This window comes from Neobacillus niacini, from assembly GCF_019749295.1.
GTDB lineage: Bacteria > Bacillota > Bacilli > Bacillales > Cytobacillaceae > Neobacillus > Neobacillus niacini_D.
In genome coordinates this window covers 36,822-58,403 of sequence record NZ_JACWFG010000002.1, presented here as the reverse complement: position 1 = coordinate 58,403, position 21,582 = coordinate 36,822, and the positions used below count along the sequence as shown (strand labels likewise).

The window sequence follows — 21,582 nt, the reverse complement described above, 5'->3', positions numbered from 1 at the left end:
TACCAAGACGTATATAAAGCGGCAGTAAGTGTTTATGTTAAAGAAATTCATGGAACGATTTTGAAAGTGAAGTTACGACTATGAAAAATATCCTATAAACCTTTGAAAGGGCTTACAAAAATAGGTTTATAGACTCTTTGAACAACTTGTCATTTTGGATATAATCCCCAGTATAGGAATGAATATCTAATTCGCATGTTACTGATTCGATCAGGCAGGGCGGCGCTTAGTGATGGGAATCTCCCCGTTGCTTAGTGTTGTCCTGCTTTTTTTGGTCGTGTCTATGGAAACGGTTCTCCTGGAATTCTCCATAAAACCTTGAGAGCCGGAGCACCATTGAACCTGAGGTTCGTCCCTGGTTGTTCAAAATGATAATAGTAGAGGTGATTAAGTTGGCAAAAAGTAAAAGGTTAAAGGCCGTTGTTTCAGCTTGTTTGGTATCCGGGTTATTGGTACCGCTGGATATTCCATACATAGGGAAGGCAAAAGCGAGCGAAAACTACAAAATGACTGTATCCCCCATCCCGAAATCATTAGAAGAAACAGGCAAAGGCTTTCCACTCAATCCAAAAGTAGGATTGGTTACAGAAAAAGGAACCGATTCTTCGGCGATTGCCGAATTGAAGCAGGCCCTGAAGGAGGCAGGAGTAACCACGATTGTTGAGAGTGATATCAATGAACCTAAGCTTCAGGCACCTGTCATCATTTGGCTGGGTAAGTTCTCGGACCCTGACGAATTGAAAACCATTCAGCAGCACACCGGCTTAGAGGACTTGGAGATGACGAAAAAAGAAGGGTATATAGTCGCTTCCAAGCACGGGACCCAGGATAAGAAACATATTGTCATTTCCGGACATGATGATTCAGGTACCTATTACGGGTCACAAACCTTCGAACAAATCATAGTCGAGCGCAAAGGAAGTGACTGGATTCCTGAGGTTGAAATTAAGGACTGGCCAACGATGCCAATCAGGGGCTCGATTGAAGGCTTTTATGGTGCGCCATGGTCCCATGAAGACCGCTTAGGCCAGCTAGAATTTTACGGCGAGCATAAGATGAACAGCTATATTTATGCCCCAAAGGATGACCCTTACCACCGCGAAAAATGGAAAGAGCCGTATCCGGCGGATAAGTTAGCGGAGATTGCCGAACTCGTTCAGGCAGCACACGATAACCATGTCGATTTTACCTTTGCGATTTCGCCGGGGAATACCATCACGTATTCCAGTGAGGCTGACCTTCAGGCTTTGATTAATAAGGCACAAAGCATGTGGGATATCGGCGTGAGATCGTTTGCTTTATTCCTCGATGATATTGATCCTAATCTCCGTTCACCTGAAGATAGAGCGATGTTTGGCAGCGATCCAAACCCGCCGGCAGCGGCACAGGCATATCTATTAAATCGGTTCAATGAAGAATTTATTCAAAAACATGAGGGTGCGGAGCGTTTAATCACGGTGCCGACTGATTATTATCAGGAGGGTACTACTCCTTACCGGGAACGTTTTGCACAGCTGGTTCAGCCTGACATTATTGTACAATGGACAGGAATTGGTGTCGTTGCTCCTACTATTACCTCGGAGGATGCCGATAAAATCCATGAAATTTTCAAACACGATTTATTGATTTGGGATAATTATCCGGTGAATGATTTTGACCGAAACCGGTTGTTCCTTGCACCACTGACAGGCCGGGACTCTGATTTAACAGAGGAACATGGAGTGATTGGCCTAACAGCTAACCCGATGAATGAGGCAGAGGCTTCGAAGATCCCATTGTTTACCGTTGCGGATTATACGTGGAATCCTGAAGCCTATGACCCGATTGACTCATTGAAGCGGAGCCTGATGGAATTTGCTCCAGCGGCGTACGAACCATTAAATCTTTTAGTGGAAGCCTCGTATGCCACTAGTCTTAATAGCAACCAGGAGCCAATTTCGGAGAGATTAAAGCCATTAATTCAGGAGTTTTGGGCCTCAGTGGAAGCCAAGGACAGTCAGGGAGTTTCCGAGGCTGGCACTGCTCTGTTAGATGAATTCCGCAAGCTGAAGGAGGCGCCTGGCCAGCTGCGTAATAAGGTGAATAATCCGAACTTCTTGAAAGAGGTGGATGGATATTTAAACAAACTGGAGTTAATTGGACAAACGGGTGAAAATGCCGTTAACATGGTGCTGGCTCAACAGAGCGGGAATAGTGCTGAAGCTGCTGCAGCAAAATTGGCTCTGCAGGAATCAATGGCAGCGATGGACAAAATCCCGCAGAAGTTAAGTATAGGTGTAGTTCCGACGTTCCTAGACCGTGCGCTTAACGGGAAGAATTTAGCGGAAGGAAAACAGGCCACGGCATCATCAAGCGAAGTCGACTGGCTGACACCAGACCTGGCTGTAGACGGCAACAATAACACCAGATGGGCGTCCCTGTACACAGATAATCAATGGATAACTGTTGACTTAGGGCAGGTGTATGCCATTGATAAAGTGAAACTAAACTGGGAAGCAGCTTATGGAAAACAATATAAAATTCAGGTATCAACAGACGGCAGCCAGTGGACAGACGTTCACACAGAACTAAACAGCAACGGCGGAATCGATGAAATTCAGTTCCCAACAGTCGATGCCCGATATGTTAAAATGCAGGGCATCAAACGAGCCGGCGGCTGGGGATATTCATTGTACGAAATCAGCGTTTTTGAAAGACAAAACTAAGACCGCGGGGACGGTTCTAATGGCTTTTTAATTGGTGGTATTGATATTGATGGCACCTACCTAGTAAGTGTCATCAATATGTATAAATGAAACGAGAATACAAATAAGTATGGTACATGTAGTGAGAAGCAATTTTACTATACTTCTAGGTTCGCCAAAAAAAGTTTATCAGCCATGGTAGCAGCATCACATACTGTGAAGGTATTTTTCATTGAACCATTTTAAGATTTGAGAGATACCTAACTATAATCGAACCATGAGAACCGTCCCCATGGCACAAAAGGAGGCGTAAATGATGTGGAAAAAGGCGGTCGGTGGAGTTTTATCTTTGCTTATGACTTCGACCTTATCAGTTGGTGGTATTTCTGAAGTTCAGGCAGCAAACTCTGAATTGCCCTTAGGGGATAGTAGTACTAGTAGTAGTAGAGTAGTTCCAATGCCTCAACATGTTGAGGGGAAAAGTGGATCATTACAAATTAGTGACTCTGTAAATATTTTAGGAGAAGACGCTGCAGATCGAGACGCAATAGCTAGTTTAAAAGAATTTTTACTAGCCAATCATGTTGAGGTTAATGCGGATTTCGATAGTGAGGCACCTACGATTGTGTTAGGTGAAGGAGATCATCTTGAATCAAAGCTAGAGAGTTTAGAAAATCAGCTTAACATTCCGGATGGGACAGAATTAAAAGCTGAAGGTTATGCGTTAGCAGTTAATTCTGGAGAAAATGATCTAAGTAATGGTGGAATCATCTTTATCAAGGGAAAAGACGGTGACGGTACGTTTTATGGTGTGAAAACCCTGATTCAACTTGCACAGAGGCAAGCTGACTCCCTCGTATTTAATAATGTACTGATTACAGATGAACCGTCAATGAAGGTAAGAGGAATCATAGAAGGCTTTTATGGTAACCCATGGAGTCATGAAGACCGCCTCGATCAAATAAAGTTTTATGGCGATTATAAAATGAATACTTACATCTATGCACCGAAAGACGACCCTTATCATCGTGAAAAATGGCGGGAACCCTATCCGGAAAATGAGATGGCACGCATGAAAGATTTAATTGATACAGCAAGGGAAAACAAGGTGGATTTTACATTTGCTATTTCTCCAGGTATTGATATTCAAATGGATGGGGAACGTGGTGAGGAAGATTTTCAAGCGCTGCTTTCGAAAAGTGAATCACTTTACAATATGGGGGTCCGAAGATTTGCAATCTTGTTTGATGATATTTCTAATAAACAAGGAGCTGAGCAAGCCAATCTATTAAACCGTTTTAACGATGAATTTATAAAAGTAAAAAATGATGTGAAACCTCTTATCACTGTTCCGACAGAGTATGATACTCATTTAATGGGTGAAATTGGTGAGTTAAGTGCTTATACGAAGGCGTTCTCTGAGACGCTTGATAAAGATATTAAGGTCATGTGGACGGGGCAGGCGGTTGTTTCAGAGTCACTTCCGTTAGAAAATGTTGAATTTATGCGTGAAGTATATGGGGACCGGATTGGTATTTGGTGGAATTATCCTGTTTCGGATTATTTGAGGGCAAAGCTTGCCCTTGGTCCGATAGTTGATATTGATACTGGACTGGAAGGGAAACTTGATTTCTTTACCATGAACCCCATGGAGCATGCCTATCTTTCTAAAATTTCCTTGGCGACAGGGGCTGATTATTCTTGGAATATTTCAGAGTATGACTCTGATCAATCATGGAATCGTTCCATTGAACTCCTATTTCAAGACCTTGCCCCTGAGATGAAAACTTTCGCTAATCATTCTTCTCGGATGACTGGTTCGTGGAGTGTTGGGCGTGGAGATGCAGTATTTGTACGAAACACAATGGAACAATTTTGGTCAAAGATATCCAAAAGACAAGATGCAACACAAGAAATCAATTTTTTAACAAAGGAGTTTGCTGATATGGTCAAAGCGGCAGACACCTTGAAGGAAGAATTGCCGCTAGAATTCTTATCTGAAGCTGAAGCAAGTTTGGACAAACTAAAATTATTGGGGGAAACCGATCAATTAGCGTTGGATTTGGTTCTCGCTAAAAAAAATAATGAGAATGATAAATATACCGAATTAAAAAATCAAATTGAAGCCAGATTACCTTCACTAAATAGAGGGAATAGAGTTTCTGAAGAAACAGCGCTCGCCTTTATTAAGGAGGCCCTTGAATATGACCCATTACCAGTTGCTTCTTTCGAAGTCTCTAAAACGTTAGTGGTTCCAGGGGAAGAAATACAGTTAAAAAATACGAGTTCCCTTACTACGGAAGAAGTAGAATGGACGTTTGAAGGGGCTAAGGTCGAGAAAAGTACGGAACAAAACCCGACAGTTGTATATGAAAAAGAAGGGATCTATACCGTTAAACTTGTGGGTAAAAACCCTCTTGGGATAGATGAAGTGATTCAAGAAGACCTTGTAACTGTTACCAATCTCGCAAACAAAGAGACTGTCAATCTTGCCCTTGGTAAAGCAGCTACTGCTTCTAGATCCTGTGCTCCCTCGGAAGGCCCTCAATATGCAGTGGATGGGAACGTAAATACAAAATGGTGTGGTAATGGTTCTGGTACACACCAATTAACGGTTGATTTAGGAGAAATCAATGTAGTAAGTGAAATAGTGATGAAGCATGCTGAAGAAGGTGGAGAGCCATCAGCAAGTAATACGTTAGCTTACCGCGTCCTCATGAGTGAGGATGGTGTGAATTTTAAAGAAATAGTCAAGGTTACTGACAATAAGGGTGGTATATCCAAGGATCAAGTTCCCGTTACAAAAGGACGTTATGTTCGCCTAATGGTTGACAAACCCACCCAAGGGGACGATCGGGCTGCCCGTATTTATGAGTTTGAAGTGATGGGGCTAGCGGGTGATATTGAATTACCACCGAAGTATGAGAAGCCGGTAATCGATAAGACAGCCTTAGATAAGGCAGTAGAAGTTGCAAATGAGAAGGTAGAGTCAGACTATACGACTGAAAGCTGGAAAGGGTTTGTCCAAGCTTTAGAAAACGCGAAGAAAGTTCTAGCTGACAGTGAAGCAACGCAAGACGAAGTGAATGCAGTCAGTGAGAATCTAATAAAGGCAATAGAGTCACTTGTCCTAAAGGAGACATTTATTCAAATAGGTATAGCTAGCTTAGATGAGGAAATAGAAACGGCATATGAGCAAGGTTTCATTGCCCATCATGGGATCTTGAACAGTTTGCTTGCTAAGGTGGATACGATCCAAAAACACCAAGGCGATAAAAAGGAAGTAGTGAATGGATTAATTGCTCTTAGTAATCAAGTTGAAGCGCAGTCTGGTAAAAAGATTCACAAGGAATATGCTGAAGAGCTTCTCAGTCACATTGAAGAATTGAAGGAATTAATAGAAGATGAATTGTAAGTATCAGTTAGGTTAGTAACAATAATTTATTATGAGGTGGTTGGCACTAGTGCCAGCCTCTTTTTTGTGAAGTGAAATTTTTATCATTATTTGCATACTTGCTTTTTAGCATTCATGCAAAGCATTACTATCAGGGGTATATGTCTCCTTAGAGAAAGACTAGTTAAATACCTATTATGAATCGTAGTAATAAAAAAGTAGTTGTACTAGATGTTCGTCCAAGCCATTTTCCACTTTCTTAATAAACTATTATATAAAAACGTTTGTTCCGAAGGGGATAGGAAAATGAAAGGTAAGAAGAAACATCATCATAAGCATCATCATGGTAAAGATCAGCAGGACAGTAATGGGAAACAGGATCAAAGCCATCAGCATAATGATGACCATAAGCAAGATAAGAATGACAAGCACGGTGACAGTCATAAGCAAGGCAGTAATGACAAGCACAAGGGCAGTAACAAGCAGGACAAAAACAGTATGCAGGATAACTGTAAAAAGCAAGACAATAACGAAAAACAAGACCAGCAGAAAAAGAAAAATTGCAGTGATAATGGAAATAAAAATGACCAAATGAAAAAGAGTGATTGCGATCATACCGAAGACAATAAGAATCAAAATAATGAACGGAAACGCTGCAGAAACATTAATTGTCTATTTACATGCAGATGCTGGTGACGGCTTCTAAATAGTAGATTAGATGGTCTTTTTTCGAGTACCTTCTTATGAAAAGAAACAGGAAAAGACCTATGAATGGGTATCCGTCTTTTCCTTTTATCTACGGAAACCAATCATGATTATGTTGAAAGTTAAATAGACGGAAGTATTCCGATTAATTAGCAGCTATTGATAAAAAAAGCTTCAATAGACGGAGAAATTCCGTCTATTGATTCATATTAGTTGAAAATAGGGGATTTTGCTGTGCATAAGCGGAAAAACTCCGCTTATTTACCTCTGAAGTAGCTCCATTTTGAATTTAAGCGGAATATCTCCGCTTATTTACTTTTGCGAAATTTCGGCATGTATTTTACTAAGGAAATTTTCATCCAGCCCATTTCGCATACCGGATTTTTTGACGGTTCCTCGCTGTTCCAATAAGATTAAAGAAAACGGTATGTTAGGATGAACGCAAATGAAACTCTTAGTGGTGGAAGATGACCGGACGATTGCTTCGGGATTGGAGTATTCCTTGAAACAGGAAGGCTATGAAATACTGCTTTGTCATACCGCAGCTTCCGCAATAGAGGTGATCCATCAGCGTATCGGAGAAATCGATTTATGTTTATTTGACTTGTCCTTACCGGATGGAAGCGGGTATGACTTGTGTAAAAGTGTGAAGCAGCGCCGCGAAATCCCAGTTATTTTCTTAACGGCTTTTGATGATGAAGTGAATGTCGTGATGGGGCTTGATATGGGGGCAGATGATTATATTACCAAGCCGTTTCGAATTCGAGAGCTCATTTCGAGAATAAAAACAGTCTATCGCCGCTACAACCTCCATTCCCAACTGAAAAATACCATTGATCTTGAAAATATTCAGATTAACATATTAGAAGGAAAGGTTTACAAGAATGGCCAGGAGATCATCTTAACCGCCTTAGAATATCGGCTTTTCCTCTTGTTCGCCACTCACATTGGACAAGTTCTCACACGCGCACAGCTGCTAGACCGCATTTGGGATGTTGCCGGGGACTTCGTCAATGATAATACCTTGACCGTCTATATCAAACGATTGCGGGAAAAGTTAGAGGATGACCCTCAGAAACCAACGATATTAAAAACAGTACGCGGCATGGGTTATAAGGTGGGTGATTGAGTTGCTGCGCAACAGAGAAATTCAAATTCTACTCACTTTTCTTCTTTCAATAAGTGTCATCGGTACAGCCGCAGGGGCTCTATTTGTATCATTGCCGGCAGCCGGCTTGGTGCTAGCGGTTTCGATTTTACTCATTAGCAGCAGTATGATTTTTACGAAATGGCGGTACCGTGAAATTGAAAGACTCTCAGGCTATTTAAAAAAAATAAGCAGCGGCGACTTTCACTTGGACGTCCGGGATAACTATGAAGGTGAGCTGAGCCTCTTAAAAAGTGATATTTTTAAAGTGACAAGAATGCTTTCTGAACAGGGAGCCGTGTTGCACGAAGATAAAGCAAAATTGACCAATGCGATTTCCGATATCTCTCACCAATTAAAAACGCCGCTTACCTCAATGATTGTCATGGCCGATTTGCTGCGTGACAAAGGTTTAGAGGATGGAAAGCGGGCAGAATTCACCCGGAATCTTAGATTGCAGCTTGAACGTATGGAATGGCTGGTGTCTTCTCTATTAAAACTTTCCAAAATCGACGCCGGTACGATTACCTTTAAAAAGGAAAAGGTCCAGGTCGCTTCCCTTATTCTGGCAGCCACAGATCCATTACTGATTCCGATGGATATAAAGATGCAACAGCTAAAAATCAATGGGGATGAGCAAGCAGCCTTTTTAGGAGACTATAAATGGACGGCGGAAGCTCTCATTAATATCATCAAAAACGCTATAGAGCACACGTCCGAAGGCGGTGAAATCTCTATTCGCTTTTCCGAAAATGCTTTATTCACAGAAATAAGTATCTCTGACAACGGGAAAGGCATACCAAAGGAGGATCTTCCTTACATATTTAGACGGTTTTACAAAGGGGAAAATGCGAGCGATGAAAGTGTCGGCATCGGTCTTGCGATGGCGTATAGCATCATCACGAGTCAGCATGGCGATATTGAAGTGAAAAGCAAACCTGGTGCGGGCACAACTTTTCAGATAAAGTTTTACAAGCAGGTAATCTAGATTGCCTGCTTCTTTTTATGGAACTGCCCCCAATGTGAATAAATAGTCACTTAAGAGTCACTTTAAAGTCATACTCGCTCGATATACTAACCTCAAGATAAAGAAATAATGGAGGTTTTCTTATGAATATAGTAGAAGTAAAGAACCTATCAAAGGTATATGGCAAAGGTGAAACCGCGGTTACTGCACTTGATGATGTATCTTTTTCGGTGAAAAAAGGGGAATTTGTCTGCATCATCGGACCGTCTGGATCGGGTAAGTCAACGCTTCTTCATTTACTAGGCGGGGTTGACCGGCCCACGAGCGGTAAGGTCATGATTGATCAGACGGATATTTATGATTTAAATGAAACGCAGCTGGCAATTTTTAGACGCAGACAAATCGGCTTGATTTATCAATTCTATAATTTGATTCCTATTTTAACAGTGGAAGAAAATATCACGCTGCCGATGCTCCTAGATGAGCAAAAGGTGGATTCCAGTCATTTTAACAAAGTGGTTGAAATCCTAGGTTTGAGCGAGCGGCTTTCCCACCTGCCGAACCAGCTTTCCGGCGGCCAGCAGCAGCGCGTATCGATTGGACGGGCGTTAATCAGCAATCCTGCGATTATGCTTGCCGATGAGCCGACAGGAAATCTCGATAGTAAAAATAGCAAGGAAATCATGGAACTGCTCAAGATGTTTAACAAAACTTACAATCAAACACTGATTGTGATCACTCATGATGAGCGTATCGCCCTGCAGGCCGATAGGATTATTGCCATTGAAGATGGCAAGGTTGCCAGGGATGAGGTGATTCGTCCATGAATATTGTCCAAAAAGTCACGGTCAGGCACTTGAAAGAAAACAAACGCCGGACCCTGGTAACGATGATCGGTGTGATTATTTCGGTGGCGATGATTACCGCCGTGACCACCCTCGGGTATTCTTTTTTAGATTTAATGGTCCGCCAGCATATCGCCAAACATGGAGAATGGCATGTTCTGTATAAAGATGTCAACAACGACCAAATCAAAGCCATTGAAGAAGACAGCGAGACGAAAACCATGATTCTCTCAAGTACTGGCTATTCGGATTTAAAAGAATCAGAAAATGAAGATAAACCTTATTTATTTTTTCAAAATTATAATGTGGCTGGGTTGAAGCATTTTCCTATGGAAGTGGTCGAGGGCAGACTTCCTCGCACTGAGAATGAGATTGCGATTTCCGAAGCGATCATTAAAAACGGAAAGGTCGATCTTAAAATTGGCGATCAACTCACAGTGGATATCGGTGAGCGGGTGAGCACAGTAACGGAAAAAAAGCTCACTCAGACAGATTTTATCCAACGGGATGAGGACGGTATCATTGAGGAATTACGAACCAATGAAACCAAAACGGTCACGATTGTCGGATTGATTGAACGTCCTACGTGGGAACCGACATGGTCACCTGGTTACACCGCGATTGGCTTTATTGATGAAACAGAAGTCAGCGATACCAATACTGTCGATGCTTTTGTTATGTTAACGAAAGTCGACCGTTCTCTCTATAAACATGCGAAAAGTCTTGCTGCCACGGAAGGGATTGAGAAAGTAAATTATAATGGCGAATTGCTTCGTTACTATGGCGTGACAAATAATGCTCAATTACACAAGACCCTTCTCTCTTTAACCACCATCATTATGAGCGTCATTATCATTGGTTCTGTGGCGCTGATATATAACGCCTTCTCGATTAGTGTATCCGAGCGGACTAGACATTTAGGAATGCTTGCAAGTGTTGGCGCAACCAAAAGACAAAAGCGGAATTCTGTCTTTTTTGAAGGAGCGGTAATTGGTTCCATCAGTATCCCAATTGGAATTCTGGCAGGTCTAGCAGGCATTGGAATTACCTTTGTTTTAATTAACGGTCTTTTAGAAGAGGCTCTCGGAATTTCCGAAAATCTCGAATTGGTCGTCACACCATCATCGATTCTCATTGCCTGCGGGATTTCAATTCTGACAATCTTTATATCTACCTTCGTTCCGGCACAAAGAGCATCAAAGGTTTCTGCGATTGATGCAATCCGGCAAACCCAAGACATCAAACTCACAGGAAAAGCGGTGAAAACATCAAAGCTTGTCCGAAAAATCTTTGGGCTTGAAGCCGAAATCGGGTTAAAGAATGTCAAAAGAAATAAGAAAAAATACTTGGCCACTGTGTTCTCGCTCGTGATTAGCATTGTCCTATTCCTTACGGTCACCTTTTTTACTGACAATCTAAAAAAATCACTGAGCATGTCACAAGATGAACTGAACTATGATATTCAAATTAGCGGCAACCAGGTGGAGAAGGAAGATTTGGCAGACTACACAAAGCTTGATTATGTGACCAAATCTACCATCATAGAGGAAGCAAGCTTGACAGCGCTCATCGGGAAAGAAGAAGTACCTGATCATCTGAAAAACCAATTGGAAGCGCAGGATGGAAAGTATCTTTATTATGTAATGCTGCATGGTTTGGATCAAAAAAGCTTTAATGCTTATGCAGCGCAAGTCGGTGTGGACCCGAAAGAATTTTCGAAACAAGACGCACCAAGAGCCATTGTCATTGACCAAATTACCTATGAAGATGGCAGTAGCGGAAAAATCATTGAAACAAAATCGATTGAGTCAGAAGTGGGGAAGAAAATCGACTTAGCTACAATGCCAACAGGGGATACGGAGAGTGAACAACCGAAACAAGAAGTATTCGCCACCGTTCAAGTGGGTGCATTGACTGACAAAATGCCAATGGGCATCAGTTCCGTTGTCGTCGGCGGCGTGACTCTTATCGTCCCACAAGATACAATGGATTCCTTGTTAGCGAATACGGACATTGAGGCGTACCCTTATGTGTATCTCAATAGTTCAGACCCAATGGCGACACAAACGATGATTGAAGACCGGAAAGATTCAAACGTATATGTATTCAATGTCTACCAGCAGCGACAGCAAGATGAACAGATGATTTTGCTGATGTCTGTCTTTACCTATGGGTTCATCACGCTAATTTCGCTTATCTCGATTGCCAATATCTTTAATACCATATCCACCAGCATTTCGCTGCGGAAACGGGAATTTGCGATGCTGCGCTCGGTCGGTATGACCCCAAAAGGATTTAATAAAATGATCCAATATGAAAGTATTTTTTATGGAGTAAAGGCCCTTACCTATGGACTGCCCATCAGCGTCCTCGTTATGTTAGCGATTCACCGCTCCACAAACTATACCTTTGAATACGGATTTCAGCTGCCATGGATGAGCATACTGTTCGTCATTGTTGTGATATTCCTAATTGTCGGCTCTGCAATGCTCTATTCAATTTCAAAAATAAAAAATGACAATATCATCGAGAGCTTAAAGCAGGAAAATATATAGGAGACAACGGTGTTAGCTGGACATAAAGGATTCTGTTTTCGGGTGCATTTGTATATATCGGTTGGGGGAGCGAGTAAGCAAATGAGCTGATAAATAGACGGAAAATTTCCGTTTAATTAATAAATATAATTTAAAAAAACATCAATAGACGGAGAAATTCCGTCTATTGATTCAATAAATTTGAAAATAGGCGATTTTGCTTTGCATAAGCGGAAATCCTCCGCTTATTTACCCCGAAATGAACTCCATAATGCATTTAACCGGAATATCTCCGCTTATCTTACTTTTGCTGGTTACTCTAAAAATGAGGCGAAAATTAAAGGACATGAGTCCAGTAGATATGAACTCAAGTCCCCCAAGCTCACTATACTGTCTATTATTGTTGGTACGAGTCTAAAGCGACTTTTACTTTTTATATACCCATATCGATGGCCGATACGACTGTTATTATTTTAAGAAAACCACCTCGAAATGGAACTTTTAAGCTATCTAATCGCGATTATTTAGTAGGGTAAGGAAGTTGTCGATTGGTTATGAAATGAGGGATGAAACACTACCCATACTTCGACAAAAAATTTCCTGGAAAATATACAATTATTCTTTAGGGAAAAGAAATAAGGTTATTTTAATCAAACGTTTGATTGGATATTTTTAAAATGGAATTGGTCGAAATGACGACTATTACTCATCGCGGTCATCACCATCACCATCATCATTATCATCGTCGTTATCATCAAAATCATCGTGATCGTCATCGTCAAACTCAACTCTTGTTACTTTGCCAGTCTCCGCATCAACCCGTACGTCTGCTTCGCCGCGATTAGAATGAATTTCAAATTTATATTCTAGTCTGCCATGTTCCATTTCCTTTTCAACTTCAGTAATCGTTCCACTTACTTTGTTAAGAGCAATTTTACTTGCTTCGTCAATGGATATGCTAGTGCTATTGGCATTTTGAGTGGAAGAATTGCTGCTATCATCATCTGTCTCTACTTTATAAAACGTTTTGCCATGCTCCGTTTCTAACTCAATCTCTTGTCCTGCGGAAATTTCAGGTAACTTTTGTGACTCCACTATAGTAGAGGTATTTTTGTCATCTGCATGAATAGAATCATCTGGCTGAGTCCCGCTTTTTGAAGCACCAACAGCAGCTGCACCGCCAAACAGTAATAATACTGATAAACCACCGATCATCATTTTCTTTTTCATTTTTATTTCCTCCTTGTGTTGTTTTCTTCTACACTTACACTATATCCAGCGAAAATGAGAATAAAAGGATAGGAACATTAGAAATTGATGAGAGAGACCATGGGGACGGTCCTTGTGGCAATGTGTAAATAAAAAAGCCGGAAGAACCGTTCCTACGGCATGGAAACCCGTTGCATAGGTTTCAGACGTTAGATGAATAATATGTAAAAAAAGGAAATTACTCAATGCAGAATAAGTTACGGTTTATTTCAATTGTGTACATGATTTTACTTTCTGTGGGACTGTTTGCGCATGTGGAGATCATTCCCTTTCTGTTAAGGGCGGCCAAAAGAGATTCTTGGATTAGTATCCTAGCAACGCTCTTCATTCTGCCTTTATGGATATATGTTCTTTATAAGATTGTCGCAATCATAAACAAAACTTCCATCATTCAGCTTTTAAAGGATAAAGGGGGCACGCTTAGTTATTACCTGCTTCTATTGCCATTAGCCATGTATTTGCTGATTGATGCATTTGTGACGGCACAGGATATCATTTTTTGGTCACAATTAAGCTACATGCAAGGATTTAGCAGTTTTACACTGGCACTGGTGCTCCTTCTTTTCTGTTTGTTATGTACGGAGTCTGGCTTGTTTTCGATTGGGCTCTTAAGCAGTGTCCTTTGTCCCATCGTTCTATTCTTAGGTGTATTTATTTCAACTGCTAATATGAAGAAAAAACATTATGAACTGTTGTTCCCATTGTTTACGGATGGTTATTTACCCATGACCAAGGGGCTTCTCTATACTTCGTTACCCATCTTAGAGCTATTTATCATCATTTTTTTAACTCCAGTATTACAAAAGGCTGTTTCAAGAAAGCAATTATTTTATGTTGGCTTGTTTATCATCGGGTTAACGCTAGGACCTACTATGGCGGCGATTGTTGAGTTTGGGCCAGAGAAGGCTTCAGATTATCGATATCCTGCTTATGAAGAGTGGCGCTTAATTTCAATTGGGAGATATTTTTCTCATGCAGATTTTTTTGCGATTTATCAGTGGCTTTCAGGTGGAGTAATAAGAATAAGCTTATTTGTATACATCGCCTCTCGAATTCTTACCAAGGGAGCGGCGAAGGTAAAGATCGTAAGGTTTCTATACCTTATCCTTTTTGCCGCCTGTATGTATCCTTTTAATCAAAGCACATTTTCTACCATTATCTATGGATATTACAGACCGCTGTCGTTCTTTTTCTTAACCATACAAATCTCAATCTTGGCGGTATATATCGTGAAAAACAAGCAGAAGTGGTCAGGAGGCAAGATTGAATCATGAACGAGCACTTGTTTTCAATAGTAAATCTGCAGCAGCTTTTTAACCAATCATCTGATGTCGAAATAAAAGAAGAACTTTCTAACGGAAAATCTTTTATTTTTGTCTATTGTAAACCCTTATGTGATACGAGTCTGATTCCCTCATTTGTTTTGGCTTCTATGGTAACTTCCAACTCCATTTATCAATCGTTGCAGATGGAGGTTACAAACAAAAAGGATATCGATTCTGAAAAAATAGAGGAGGCAATTTTTTCAGGGAAGCTGATGGTGATACCTCCCGGAGATCGTATTATTTTTTATGACATTAGTAAATCTCCATCCAGACAGCCAGATGAGTCGGTGGCAGAGGTTTCGGTACGCGGACCGAAGGATGGATTTGTTGAGGATATCACGATAAATCTGGGATTAATCCGCAAAAGGTTACGGACGAAATCACTCGTAGTAGAAGATTACACGATTGGCAAACGAACGAATACCAAGATTTCTCTGCTCTATGTAAAGGATATTATAAGTGAAGAGATTTTAACCGATATACATGGCCGTCTCAACGCATTAGATATAGATATTCTAACAAGTTCTTCTATGTTGATGGAACATTTATTGGACAATAAATTTACGCTTATTCCTCTCATTGATTATACAGGCAGAGCAGACTTTGTTGCAGAAGCCGTCAATCAAGGGAGGTTTGCGATTATCGTGGATGGAGCACCGACAGCATTGATTGCACCCATTGATCTGTCTTTTCTATTTAAGACTCCTGAAGATGAAAATACGAGTTTTTATTATGCTTCAATGGAAAGAACCTTGCGTATTATCGGTCTATTTACGACAACGTTCCTGCCTGGTTTTTATACGGCATTAATCACACATAATGTAGGACAATTGCCTCTTCCGCTTATTGCAACGATCACGATTTCGAGGTTAGGATTGCCATTTTCACCATTAATTGAAGTCCTGCTCATGCTCGTTATGTTTGAGTTATTTAAAGAAGGAGGGGCACGCTTGCCAAAGGGAATTGGACAAACCGTTGCCGTTCTTGGAGGGTTAATCATCGGGGATGCAGCTATCCGCGGGGGGATTACATCACCGACATGCCTCGTTATTATTGGAATCACAGCGATCTCTAGCTTTACTCTTGTTAACCAGTCTCTAACCGGTAATGTTTTTCTCTTGAGAGTATTTGTTGTCCTTTTTAGCTACTTTATGGGGATTTATGGATTTTTCATCAGTCTGATGTTTATTTTCCTTTATTTAACAAGGTTGAAATCCTTTGGGGTTCCTTTTTTGGCGGATATCTCTTCTCGACAAGGTAGAGATCTCCTCTATACTTTTTTCCGCATCCCGTTTCCATTTATGAAAAAACGGAACGCATCTCTACAGATTAAAGATGACACAAGATCAGGTGAATAGATGAGAAAATTTTTAATTATTTTCTGTATTCTTTCGGTTATAACGGGTTGTACAAAAATTCATGAGATTCAATTTCAAGCCTATGCGGTGGGGATTGGTATTGATTATAAGGATGACGAATATCACGTTGTGCTCCAGTTCCTAGATTTTTCTAATGTTGCGAAAACAGAGCAGGGGAAAAGTGATCAACCCAGCCCGGTCTGGCTTGGTGAAGGAAAAGGAAAAACGGTGGAAGATGCGATTATTAAAATCTACCATGGCATTCAAATTCCGGTCAATTACGATCAGTTAAGTATATTTGTTTTTGGGAAGTCTGTATTAGAAAACAGATTAAGTGAGACTGTGGATGCGTTGGATACGAATTTCAATATTCGTCTAACGGGCTGGGTTTACGGTACGGAGGAACATGTTAACAAGATTTTTACTACGAAGGTTCCGTTTAATTATCCCTACACAAATGCTAGAGTTGTTCAGCCAGAATACATGCAGCAGCAAGATTCCTCTATTCCGAGTTTGTCGCTGCAGGAACTTATTTATCAAATACATGAACCAGCAAAAACCATACTAGTCCCAAGTATATCCACGAAAGATACGATTATTAAGGTGGAGCAGGAAAAACTGCCTGTGACCATTTTTAATGGTGCTTATCTTATGAATGGAACAAAGTTGAAAGGTCATTTAACAGAAAGTGACCTCGGTGGCTTTATTCGGGTGAATACAGTGCGTTCCCCCGTCACTTTAAAAGATAGCAAGGGAGAATTTGTTCAAATCGAACTATTGAATCCAAAGATGAAAAGAGTGGTGAATAAAGACCAAAATGATATACGGATAGGTTTAGATATAAAAATCTCTGCCATTGTCAGAGAATCCAGCAAACAGATTCTCGCCCCCAAGATTAAAAGACAGATTCAAGAAGAAATAAGGAAAGATGTATATGCTGCCTATGAGAAAAGTCAAAAAATCGGTGGGGATATCTATCAATTTGAAGACTATCTGTACCGATACATGCACGATGATTGGAAGTCACTCCAAGCCAGCAGAACGTTCCCTTCATTAAATAAAAAAGACATCCATGTGGAGATTGCACCATTAAAAAGCATAAATAAAATCAACGCTGGGGTCGATACGCTCCTTAATAATAGAAAATGATGCCAAGGGATGCCAAAGTGCCAAGGGGACGGTTCTTGTGGTATAAGAAAAACAGAAAAAAGCCGGGAGAACCGTCCCGGCCGTACCTACCTTATACGATTTTCTTCAAATGTGGAGTCATCTAGTATAAAAACAGTCAAAAAGGACTAGCTGGAATTTGGAAATGGAAGGTTTCAATTCATGAAAATGGGGTATCAACATAATAGATAGAAATTTCTATTGTAACTATTGAACTATTTTCAAGAAAATAGGAAACATTTTCAATTTTAAAACGTTTAATAGATAGAGATAATTATTGGGGGGTAATAATATGTTGAGGCATGGTTTAATGGTAATCACTTTTATGATGTTAATGGCTGCGTGTTCTTCTAAAGATGTTACAGAGAGCAAAGCAGATACAACCAATGAATTATCTCCACAAACGATCACCTTGGAACCAACTCAATTGATTACTGAAAATGAATTAGTAGAGAGCAATCAAGATATTAAACTGATAAACAGTGAAACCAATAACAATGTTGAAACACAAAATCTTCTTTCTACTGAGATGGCAGAAGAAGATGAAATTCAAACTCTATCCCAGGAACCTGCGGAACTCCCAGCAGAGGAGAAGGGAGAACCAACTGCCGCGGATTCTATTGTCATCGGAGATTCTGAATTTGTTAATTTGATGCATGAAGAGAAATTTCAAGACTGGATTACCATTGCGGAGAAATATGGGGCAGCGCTTTATGCCATTCCGTATTCCGATGTTTTTGCCATTGTAAAAGATGGAGAGGTACTCGTCGGTATGAGTACTGGAGTTGCGAGTGCTGCTCCCAACCATCTAGATATTCTTAGCGATGTGATGGTACATAAAGAAAAAGCACCTGAAAAAATAATAGAAAATATCAACACGGTGGCACAAACGGGAGAAAGTATTCAAGTTGATGATTTCTCAATCGAAATGCAGGATGAGTGGATTGTTGTTTCATGGTGATAAAACGGGGAGGATTCTAGCTGCTAGAATCCTCCCTCTTTTGCGAAAAACCAGACACAAAATAAACGTGCGATCAATAAAGCAAGAAATATCGAAATCAAAGAAATATACCATTCCCAATGTAAGTAGGTGATGAGATCGGTATACTTTTCAATCAAAACTTCAGCAAACGTCAATACAGAACTAAAACCAGCGTAATAACCCGATTGGATTAGAATACTACGATGATTGGGATACCAGACATTAAAGGCAGCACATACGACTGGAAAAGCGTAATATTCAAAAGTGAAGCTCGTCCGGTTGATAGACGCGAAGAATCGGACAGGATATTCAAGCAGTCCAAACTCTACAACCACTAATCCTATAAGAAACGTAATCATCTGTTGGAACAAAATAGCAACAACACCCAGGCGGATTTTATTCTTAGGTATAAAACAAAGAATTCCAGTTGCCACTACGTACACAGATACTAACAGCCACCATTCAATTTTCATTCGTTCCCCACCGCTCCGCCTAAAAACTTGGCTTTGTCCTTAAAAAACCAATTACAGCAGACTTGACTGATGTAAAAAAGAAACCCTATGTACATCCACATCCCATACCACGTCAAAAACTCATATTCCAATAAATCCGTATACCTTTCGATCACAATATCAAGCAAGGAAGCGGCAGAAACCCAAACCAAAAAATAGGTTATTCTAGATCCTGGACTGCCGTTTACTCTCCTATGGACATAAAAGATTGAAAACAATACAGGGTAAAAAAAGTAATCAATGGTAAGGGGAAGGTCTGCCGCTTTTGGCAGCTCACGTACAGGTGCTCTTAATAAATCATATTTAAAGGCAGGCATATCACAAAGCCAGATAATGGCATGAAACATCATAAATGCCAAGAATCCCTTGCGCCAATCTTTCTTTGGAATAAACAGAATGAAGCCAATAAAGCCAAACAGCCACATTAAAAGCAGGATGAAATGCTCCATTCGCATGTCAAAAACTCCCCCCAAGATTTATTTCTATTAGAAAATTGGAAACCAACTTGGTAACAAATAGAAATTGTAAGGTCATTTTATTTATTTGTTTATTTTCTATAAAGAATTCATAGTAAGCGACATATCGTAAGATGATTTATAATAAACTCGTGGGTCTATTTTATTTTTAGGAGGCTAAACATGAAAAGTTTTGAAGAAAAATTAGATCAATATGCAGAACTTGTGGTCAAAATCGGACTTAACATTCAAAAGGGTCAGAGATTACAGATTAATTCTCCTATTGAAAGTGCTGATTTCACACGGAGAGTCACGAAATATGCGTATGAACATGGATGTAAACGAGTGTTTGTCGACTGGGTTGACACAGATTTAAATCGAATTCATTATTTAAACGCATCTGAGGAAGTGTTAAAGGATTTCATCCAGCCGTGGGAGATTGAAAAGTTCAACAGCCTGGCAGATCAGAATGACTGTATGCTGTATATTGCTGGTACTGACCCAAGTGCGTATGCCAACATTCCGCCTGAACGAATTATGTTTGTTCAAAAAAATGGGGCTGAGAAATTACAAACCCTGTCTCAAAAGAGATTAAAAGGTGATGTGCCTTGGGCGATTATCGGTGTGCCAACGGAAGGCTGGGCAAACAGTGTATTCCCTGATTTGAATAAAGAGGAAGCAGTTGCTGCTTTATGGGAAGCCATTTTTAAAACGGTCAGAGTCGATCAGCCAGATCCCATCGCAGCGTGGGAGGAACATTCAGCAACTCTTACAAAAAAAGTGGATTATCTGAATGAACAAAAGTTTAAGACGCTCCATTATAAATCAAAAGGAACAAATCTATCCATCGACCTACATCCAGACCATAAATGGGTCGGCGGCGGACATCCTTCTACTTTTGGCACCACCTATATTCCAAATCTTCCAACAGAGGAAGTGTTTACGACTCCACATAAATATGGAGTTAACGGTACTGTTGCAAGTAAAAAGCCATTATCTGCCTTAGGAAACTTAATCGAAAACTTTTCTCTGACTTTTAAGGATGGAAAAGTGGTGGATTTTTCTGCAGAAAAAGGATACGAGACTTTAAAACAGTTGGTTAGTATGGATGAAGGGATGTTATACCTAGGTGAAGTGGCGCTCGTCCCACATGATTCACCGATTTCGAATTCTGGAATCATCTTTAATAATACCTTGTTTGATGAAAATGCATCGTGCCACCTGGCTATTGGAAACGCGATTTCCATGGCACTTCATGACGCAAAGAATATCAGCTTGGATGAATATGAAGATAAAGGAATCAACCATAGCAACGGACACACTGACTTTATGATTGGATCAGCCGATCTAGAGATTGAAGCTGAATATCATGATGGAAGAAAAGTTCCATTGTTTAGAAATGGAAATTGGGCATAAGATTATGACAATGGGGATGGTTTTGGCAGCTGTTGTTAGCTGTAAAAACCGTCCCCAAAGTTGTTATTGCTGCACTAAACGGACAAGCATATGAGCCAGTGTATGCTGTTCTTCCTCGGTTCCCACTTTCCAAAGCTGTTGCAATAAATGCTCCTCGGAGTTCCTTGGCGGTTCCTGTGATGCAAGGTAATCGGCCAATTTCTGAGCAGAGTTGGCTAACTGCTCTTCATCCATACCTAGCTTTTTACCCAAGCTGACCTTCCCGCTAAGATATTCTTTGAACTCGCCAAAACTTGTTAGTACATCTCCATTTTTGTAAACTTGGTTTTCTATTTTGTTCTCATCTAACTGTTTGTCCATGAAAATCACTCCTTTATTAATGTGCTTGTCCTTTACATTCCCTGTATCGTTCTACATAAAACCTTTAATAAATTCCTATAATGGTTCTAGCAGCATTTTAGCCTCTAGAACACACTTCGCGGTGTCTATGTCATTTCCAGTCCTAAATTGTATAATTTCAGGTGCTTATCATGTATTGTGAAACCAAGCTACAAGCAATCCTCGACAAAATATTTCTTCGGAAATAAGACAGGATTGTTTTTTATAAGGGTTTTATGCACTTTTAATCAAACGTTTGATTGGAAGATATATTAGCTGCTCTTGTCGAAGTCACCTATCTGTTGAAATACAAAATAGACAAAAAAGCCACTGCTCCAGGTATGGAACAGTGGCTTTTTACTGCCTTAGGATTTCTTACTAAACTTCATCCCAAAAGTTAAAATTTCATAATTATTTTTGAGAATAAATCCATAATTTTTTTTA

General features: G+C 40.3%; 16 protein-coding genes. 12 read left to right on the top strand and 4 right to left on the bottom strand.

The annotated features are described in order from the left end of the window. Positions 1 to 392 precede the first annotated feature (392 nt). The 7 genes from H0184_RS03975 to H0184_RS03945 all read left to right on the top strand — a co-directional run bounded on the left by H0184_RS03975 (position 393) and on the right by H0184_RS03945 (position 12,297). A complete protein-coding gene (locus H0184_RS03975) occupies positions 393 to 2,705 on the top strand; it encodes a beta-N-acetylglucosaminidase domain-containing protein (protein WP_221821524.1) in 2,313 nt (770 codons plus the stop codon). Between the two features lie 292 nt (positions 2,706 to 2,997). Further along, a complete protein-coding gene (locus H0184_RS03970; protein ID WP_221821464.1) occupies positions 2,998 to 6,099 on the top strand; it encodes a beta-N-acetylglucosaminidase domain-containing protein in 3,102 nt (1,033 codons plus the stop codon). Positions 6,100 to 6,384: 285 nt separating this feature from the next. Next, the gene (locus H0184_RS03965) at positions 6,385 to 6,774 is read left to right on the top strand and encodes a hypothetical protein (RefSeq protein WP_221821399.1); all 390 of its coding nucleotides are present in this window, start codon (positions 6,385 to 6,387) and stop codon (positions 6,772 to 6,774) included. Positions 6,775 to 7,228: 454 nt separating this feature from the next. Further along, positions 7,229 to 7,912 (top strand): response regulator transcription factor, encoded by a 684-nt coding sequence (locus tag H0184_RS03960; RefSeq protein ID WP_221821397.1) that lies wholly within the window; start codon positions 7,229 to 7,231, stop codon positions 7,910 to 7,912. Between the two features lies 1 nt (position 7,913). Further along, a complete protein-coding gene (locus tag H0184_RS03955; RefSeq protein WP_221821394.1) occupies positions 7,914 to 8,918 on the top strand; it encodes a sensor histidine kinase in 1,005 nt (334 codons plus the stop codon). A 122-nt stretch (positions 8,919 to 9,040) separates the two neighbouring features. After that, the gene (locus H0184_RS03950) at positions 9,041 to 9,724 is read left to right on the top strand and encodes an ABC transporter ATP-binding protein (RefSeq protein WP_221821393.1); all 684 of its coding nucleotides are present in this window, start codon (positions 9,041 to 9,043) and stop codon (positions 9,722 to 9,724) included. Next, a complete protein-coding gene (locus H0184_RS03945) occupies positions 9,721 to 12,297 on the top strand; it encodes an ABC transporter permease (protein ID WP_221821391.1) in 2,577 nt (858 codons plus the stop codon). The genes H0184_RS03950 and H0184_RS03945 overlap by 4 nt, the downstream gene beginning before the upstream one ends. 681 nt (positions 12,298 to 12,978) lie before the next feature. On the opposite strand, the gene H0184_RS03940 is transcribed toward H0184_RS03945, so the two are convergent. After that, on the bottom strand, positions 12,979 to 13,506 hold the full coding sequence (locus tag H0184_RS03940) for a PepSY domain-containing protein (RefSeq protein WP_221821390.1): 528 nt from the start codon (positions 13,504 to 13,506) through the stop codon (positions 12,979 to 12,981). Positions 13,507 to 13,730: 224 nt separating this feature from the next. Here H0184_RS03940 and H0184_RS03935 point away from each other — a divergent pair, with 224 nt between their 5' ends. The 4 genes from H0184_RS03935 (at position 13,731) to H0184_RS03920 (ending at position 18,356) form a co-directional block, all read left to right on the top strand. Then, positions 13,731 to 14,819 carry an endospore germination permease gene (locus tag H0184_RS03935; RefSeq protein ID WP_221821388.1) on the top strand — a complete coding sequence of 363 codons (1,089 nt, stop codon included), beginning with the start codon at positions 13,731 to 13,733 and terminating at the stop codon, positions 14,817 to 14,819. Further along, a complete protein-coding gene (locus H0184_RS03930; protein WP_221821381.1) occupies positions 14,816 to 16,228 on the top strand; it encodes a spore germination protein in 1,413 nt (470 codons plus the stop codon). The genes H0184_RS03935 and H0184_RS03930 overlap by 4 nt, the downstream gene beginning before the upstream one ends. Beyond that, positions 16,229 to 17,377, top strand: a complete 1,149-nt coding sequence (locus H0184_RS03925; protein WP_221821379.1) for a Ger(x)C family spore germination protein — start codon at positions 16,229 to 16,231, stop codon at positions 17,375 to 17,377. A 310-nt stretch (positions 17,378 to 17,687) separates the two neighbouring features. Further along, entirely contained in the window at positions 17,688 to 18,356 is a 669-nt protein-coding gene (locus tag H0184_RS03920; protein WP_221821377.1) for a hypothetical protein, read from the top strand. Positions 18,357 to 18,379: 23 nt separating this feature from the next. On the opposite strand, the gene H0184_RS03915 is transcribed toward H0184_RS03920, so the two are convergent. Together H0184_RS03915 and H0184_RS03910 are read right to left on the bottom strand one after the other, a co-directional pair. Continuing rightward, positions 18,380 to 18,850 carry a CBO0543 family protein gene (locus tag H0184_RS03915; RefSeq protein ID WP_221821375.1) on the bottom strand — a complete coding sequence of 157 codons (471 nt, stop codon included), beginning with the start codon at positions 18,848 to 18,850 and terminating at the stop codon, positions 18,380 to 18,382. Beyond that, the gene (locus H0184_RS03910; RefSeq protein WP_221821373.1) at positions 18,847 to 19,344 is read right to left on the bottom strand and encodes a CBO0543 family protein; all 498 of its coding nucleotides are present in this window, start codon (positions 19,342 to 19,344) and stop codon (positions 18,847 to 18,849) included. Before H0184_RS03910 ends, H0184_RS03915 begins: the two co-directional genes overlap by 4 nt. A gap of 183 nt (positions 19,345 to 19,527) precedes the next feature. On the opposite strand from H0184_RS03910, the gene H0184_RS03905 reads away from it, so the two are divergent. Next, on the top strand, positions 19,528 to 20,760 hold the full coding sequence (locus tag H0184_RS03905) for an aminopeptidase (RefSeq protein WP_221821371.1): 1,233 nt from the start codon (positions 19,528 to 19,530) through the stop codon (positions 20,758 to 20,760). Between the two features lie 63 nt (positions 20,761 to 20,823). On the opposite strand, the gene H0184_RS03900 is transcribed toward H0184_RS03905, so the two are convergent. Further along, complete coding sequence (locus H0184_RS03900) at positions 20,824 to 21,120, bottom strand: DUF3243 domain-containing protein (protein WP_221821369.1); 297 nt, start codon at positions 21,118 to 21,120, stop codon at positions 20,824 to 20,826. Positions 21,121 to 21,582 lie beyond the last annotated feature (462 nt).

What these genes read in the sequence shown, in the direction of transcription:
- H0184_RS03970 (WP_221821464.1), top strand. Translation starts at nt 2,998, where the DNA reads ATGATGTGGAAAAAGGCGGTCGGTGGAGTTTTATCTTTGCTTATGACT.
- H0184_RS03965 (WP_221821399.1), top strand. Translation starts at nt 6,385, where the DNA reads ATGAAAGGTAAGAAGAAACATCATCATAAGCATCATCATGGTAAAGAT.
- H0184_RS03960 (WP_221821397.1), top strand. Translation starts at nt 7,229, where the DNA reads ATGAAACTCTTAGTGGTGGAAGATGACCGGACGATTGCTTCGGGATTG.
- H0184_RS03950 (WP_221821393.1), top strand. Translation starts at nt 9,041, where the DNA reads ATGAATATAGTAGAAGTAAAGAACCTATCAAAGGTATATGGCAAAGGT.
- H0184_RS03945 (WP_221821391.1), top strand. Translation starts at nt 9,721, where the DNA reads ATGAATATTGTCCAAAAAGTCACGGTCAGGCACTTGAAAGAAAACAAA.
- H0184_RS03940 (WP_221821390.1), bottom strand. Translation starts at nt 13,506, where the DNA reads ATGAAAAAGAAAATGATGATCGGTGGTTTATCAGTATTATTACTGTTT.
- H0184_RS03935 (WP_221821388.1), top strand. Translation starts at nt 13,731, where the DNA reads ATGCAGAATAAGTTACGGTTTATTTCAATTGTGTACATGATTTTACTT.
- H0184_RS03930 (WP_221821381.1), top strand. Translation starts at nt 14,816, where the DNA reads ATGAACGAGCACTTGTTTTCAATAGTAAATCTGCAGCAGCTTTTTAAC.
- H0184_RS03925 (WP_221821379.1), top strand. Translation starts at nt 16,229, where the DNA reads ATGAGAAAATTTTTAATTATTTTCTGTATTCTTTCGGTTATAACGGGT.
- H0184_RS03920 (WP_221821377.1), top strand. Translation starts at nt 17,688, where the DNA reads ATGTTGAGGCATGGTTTAATGGTAATCACTTTTATGATGTTAATGGCT.
- H0184_RS03915 (WP_221821375.1), bottom strand. Translation starts at nt 18,850, where the DNA reads ATGAAAATTGAATGGTGGCTGTTAGTATCTGTGTACGTAGTGGCAACT.
- H0184_RS03910 (WP_221821373.1), bottom strand. Translation starts at nt 19,344, where the DNA reads ATGCGAATGGAGCATTTCATCCTGCTTTTAATGTGGCTGTTTGGCTTT.
- H0184_RS03905 (WP_221821371.1), top strand. Translation starts at nt 19,528, where the DNA reads ATGAAAAGTTTTGAAGAAAAATTAGATCAATATGCAGAACTTGTGGTC.
- H0184_RS03900 (WP_221821369.1), bottom strand. Translation starts at nt 21,120, where the DNA reads ATGGACAAACAGTTAGATGAGAACAAAATAGAAAACCAAGTTTACAAA.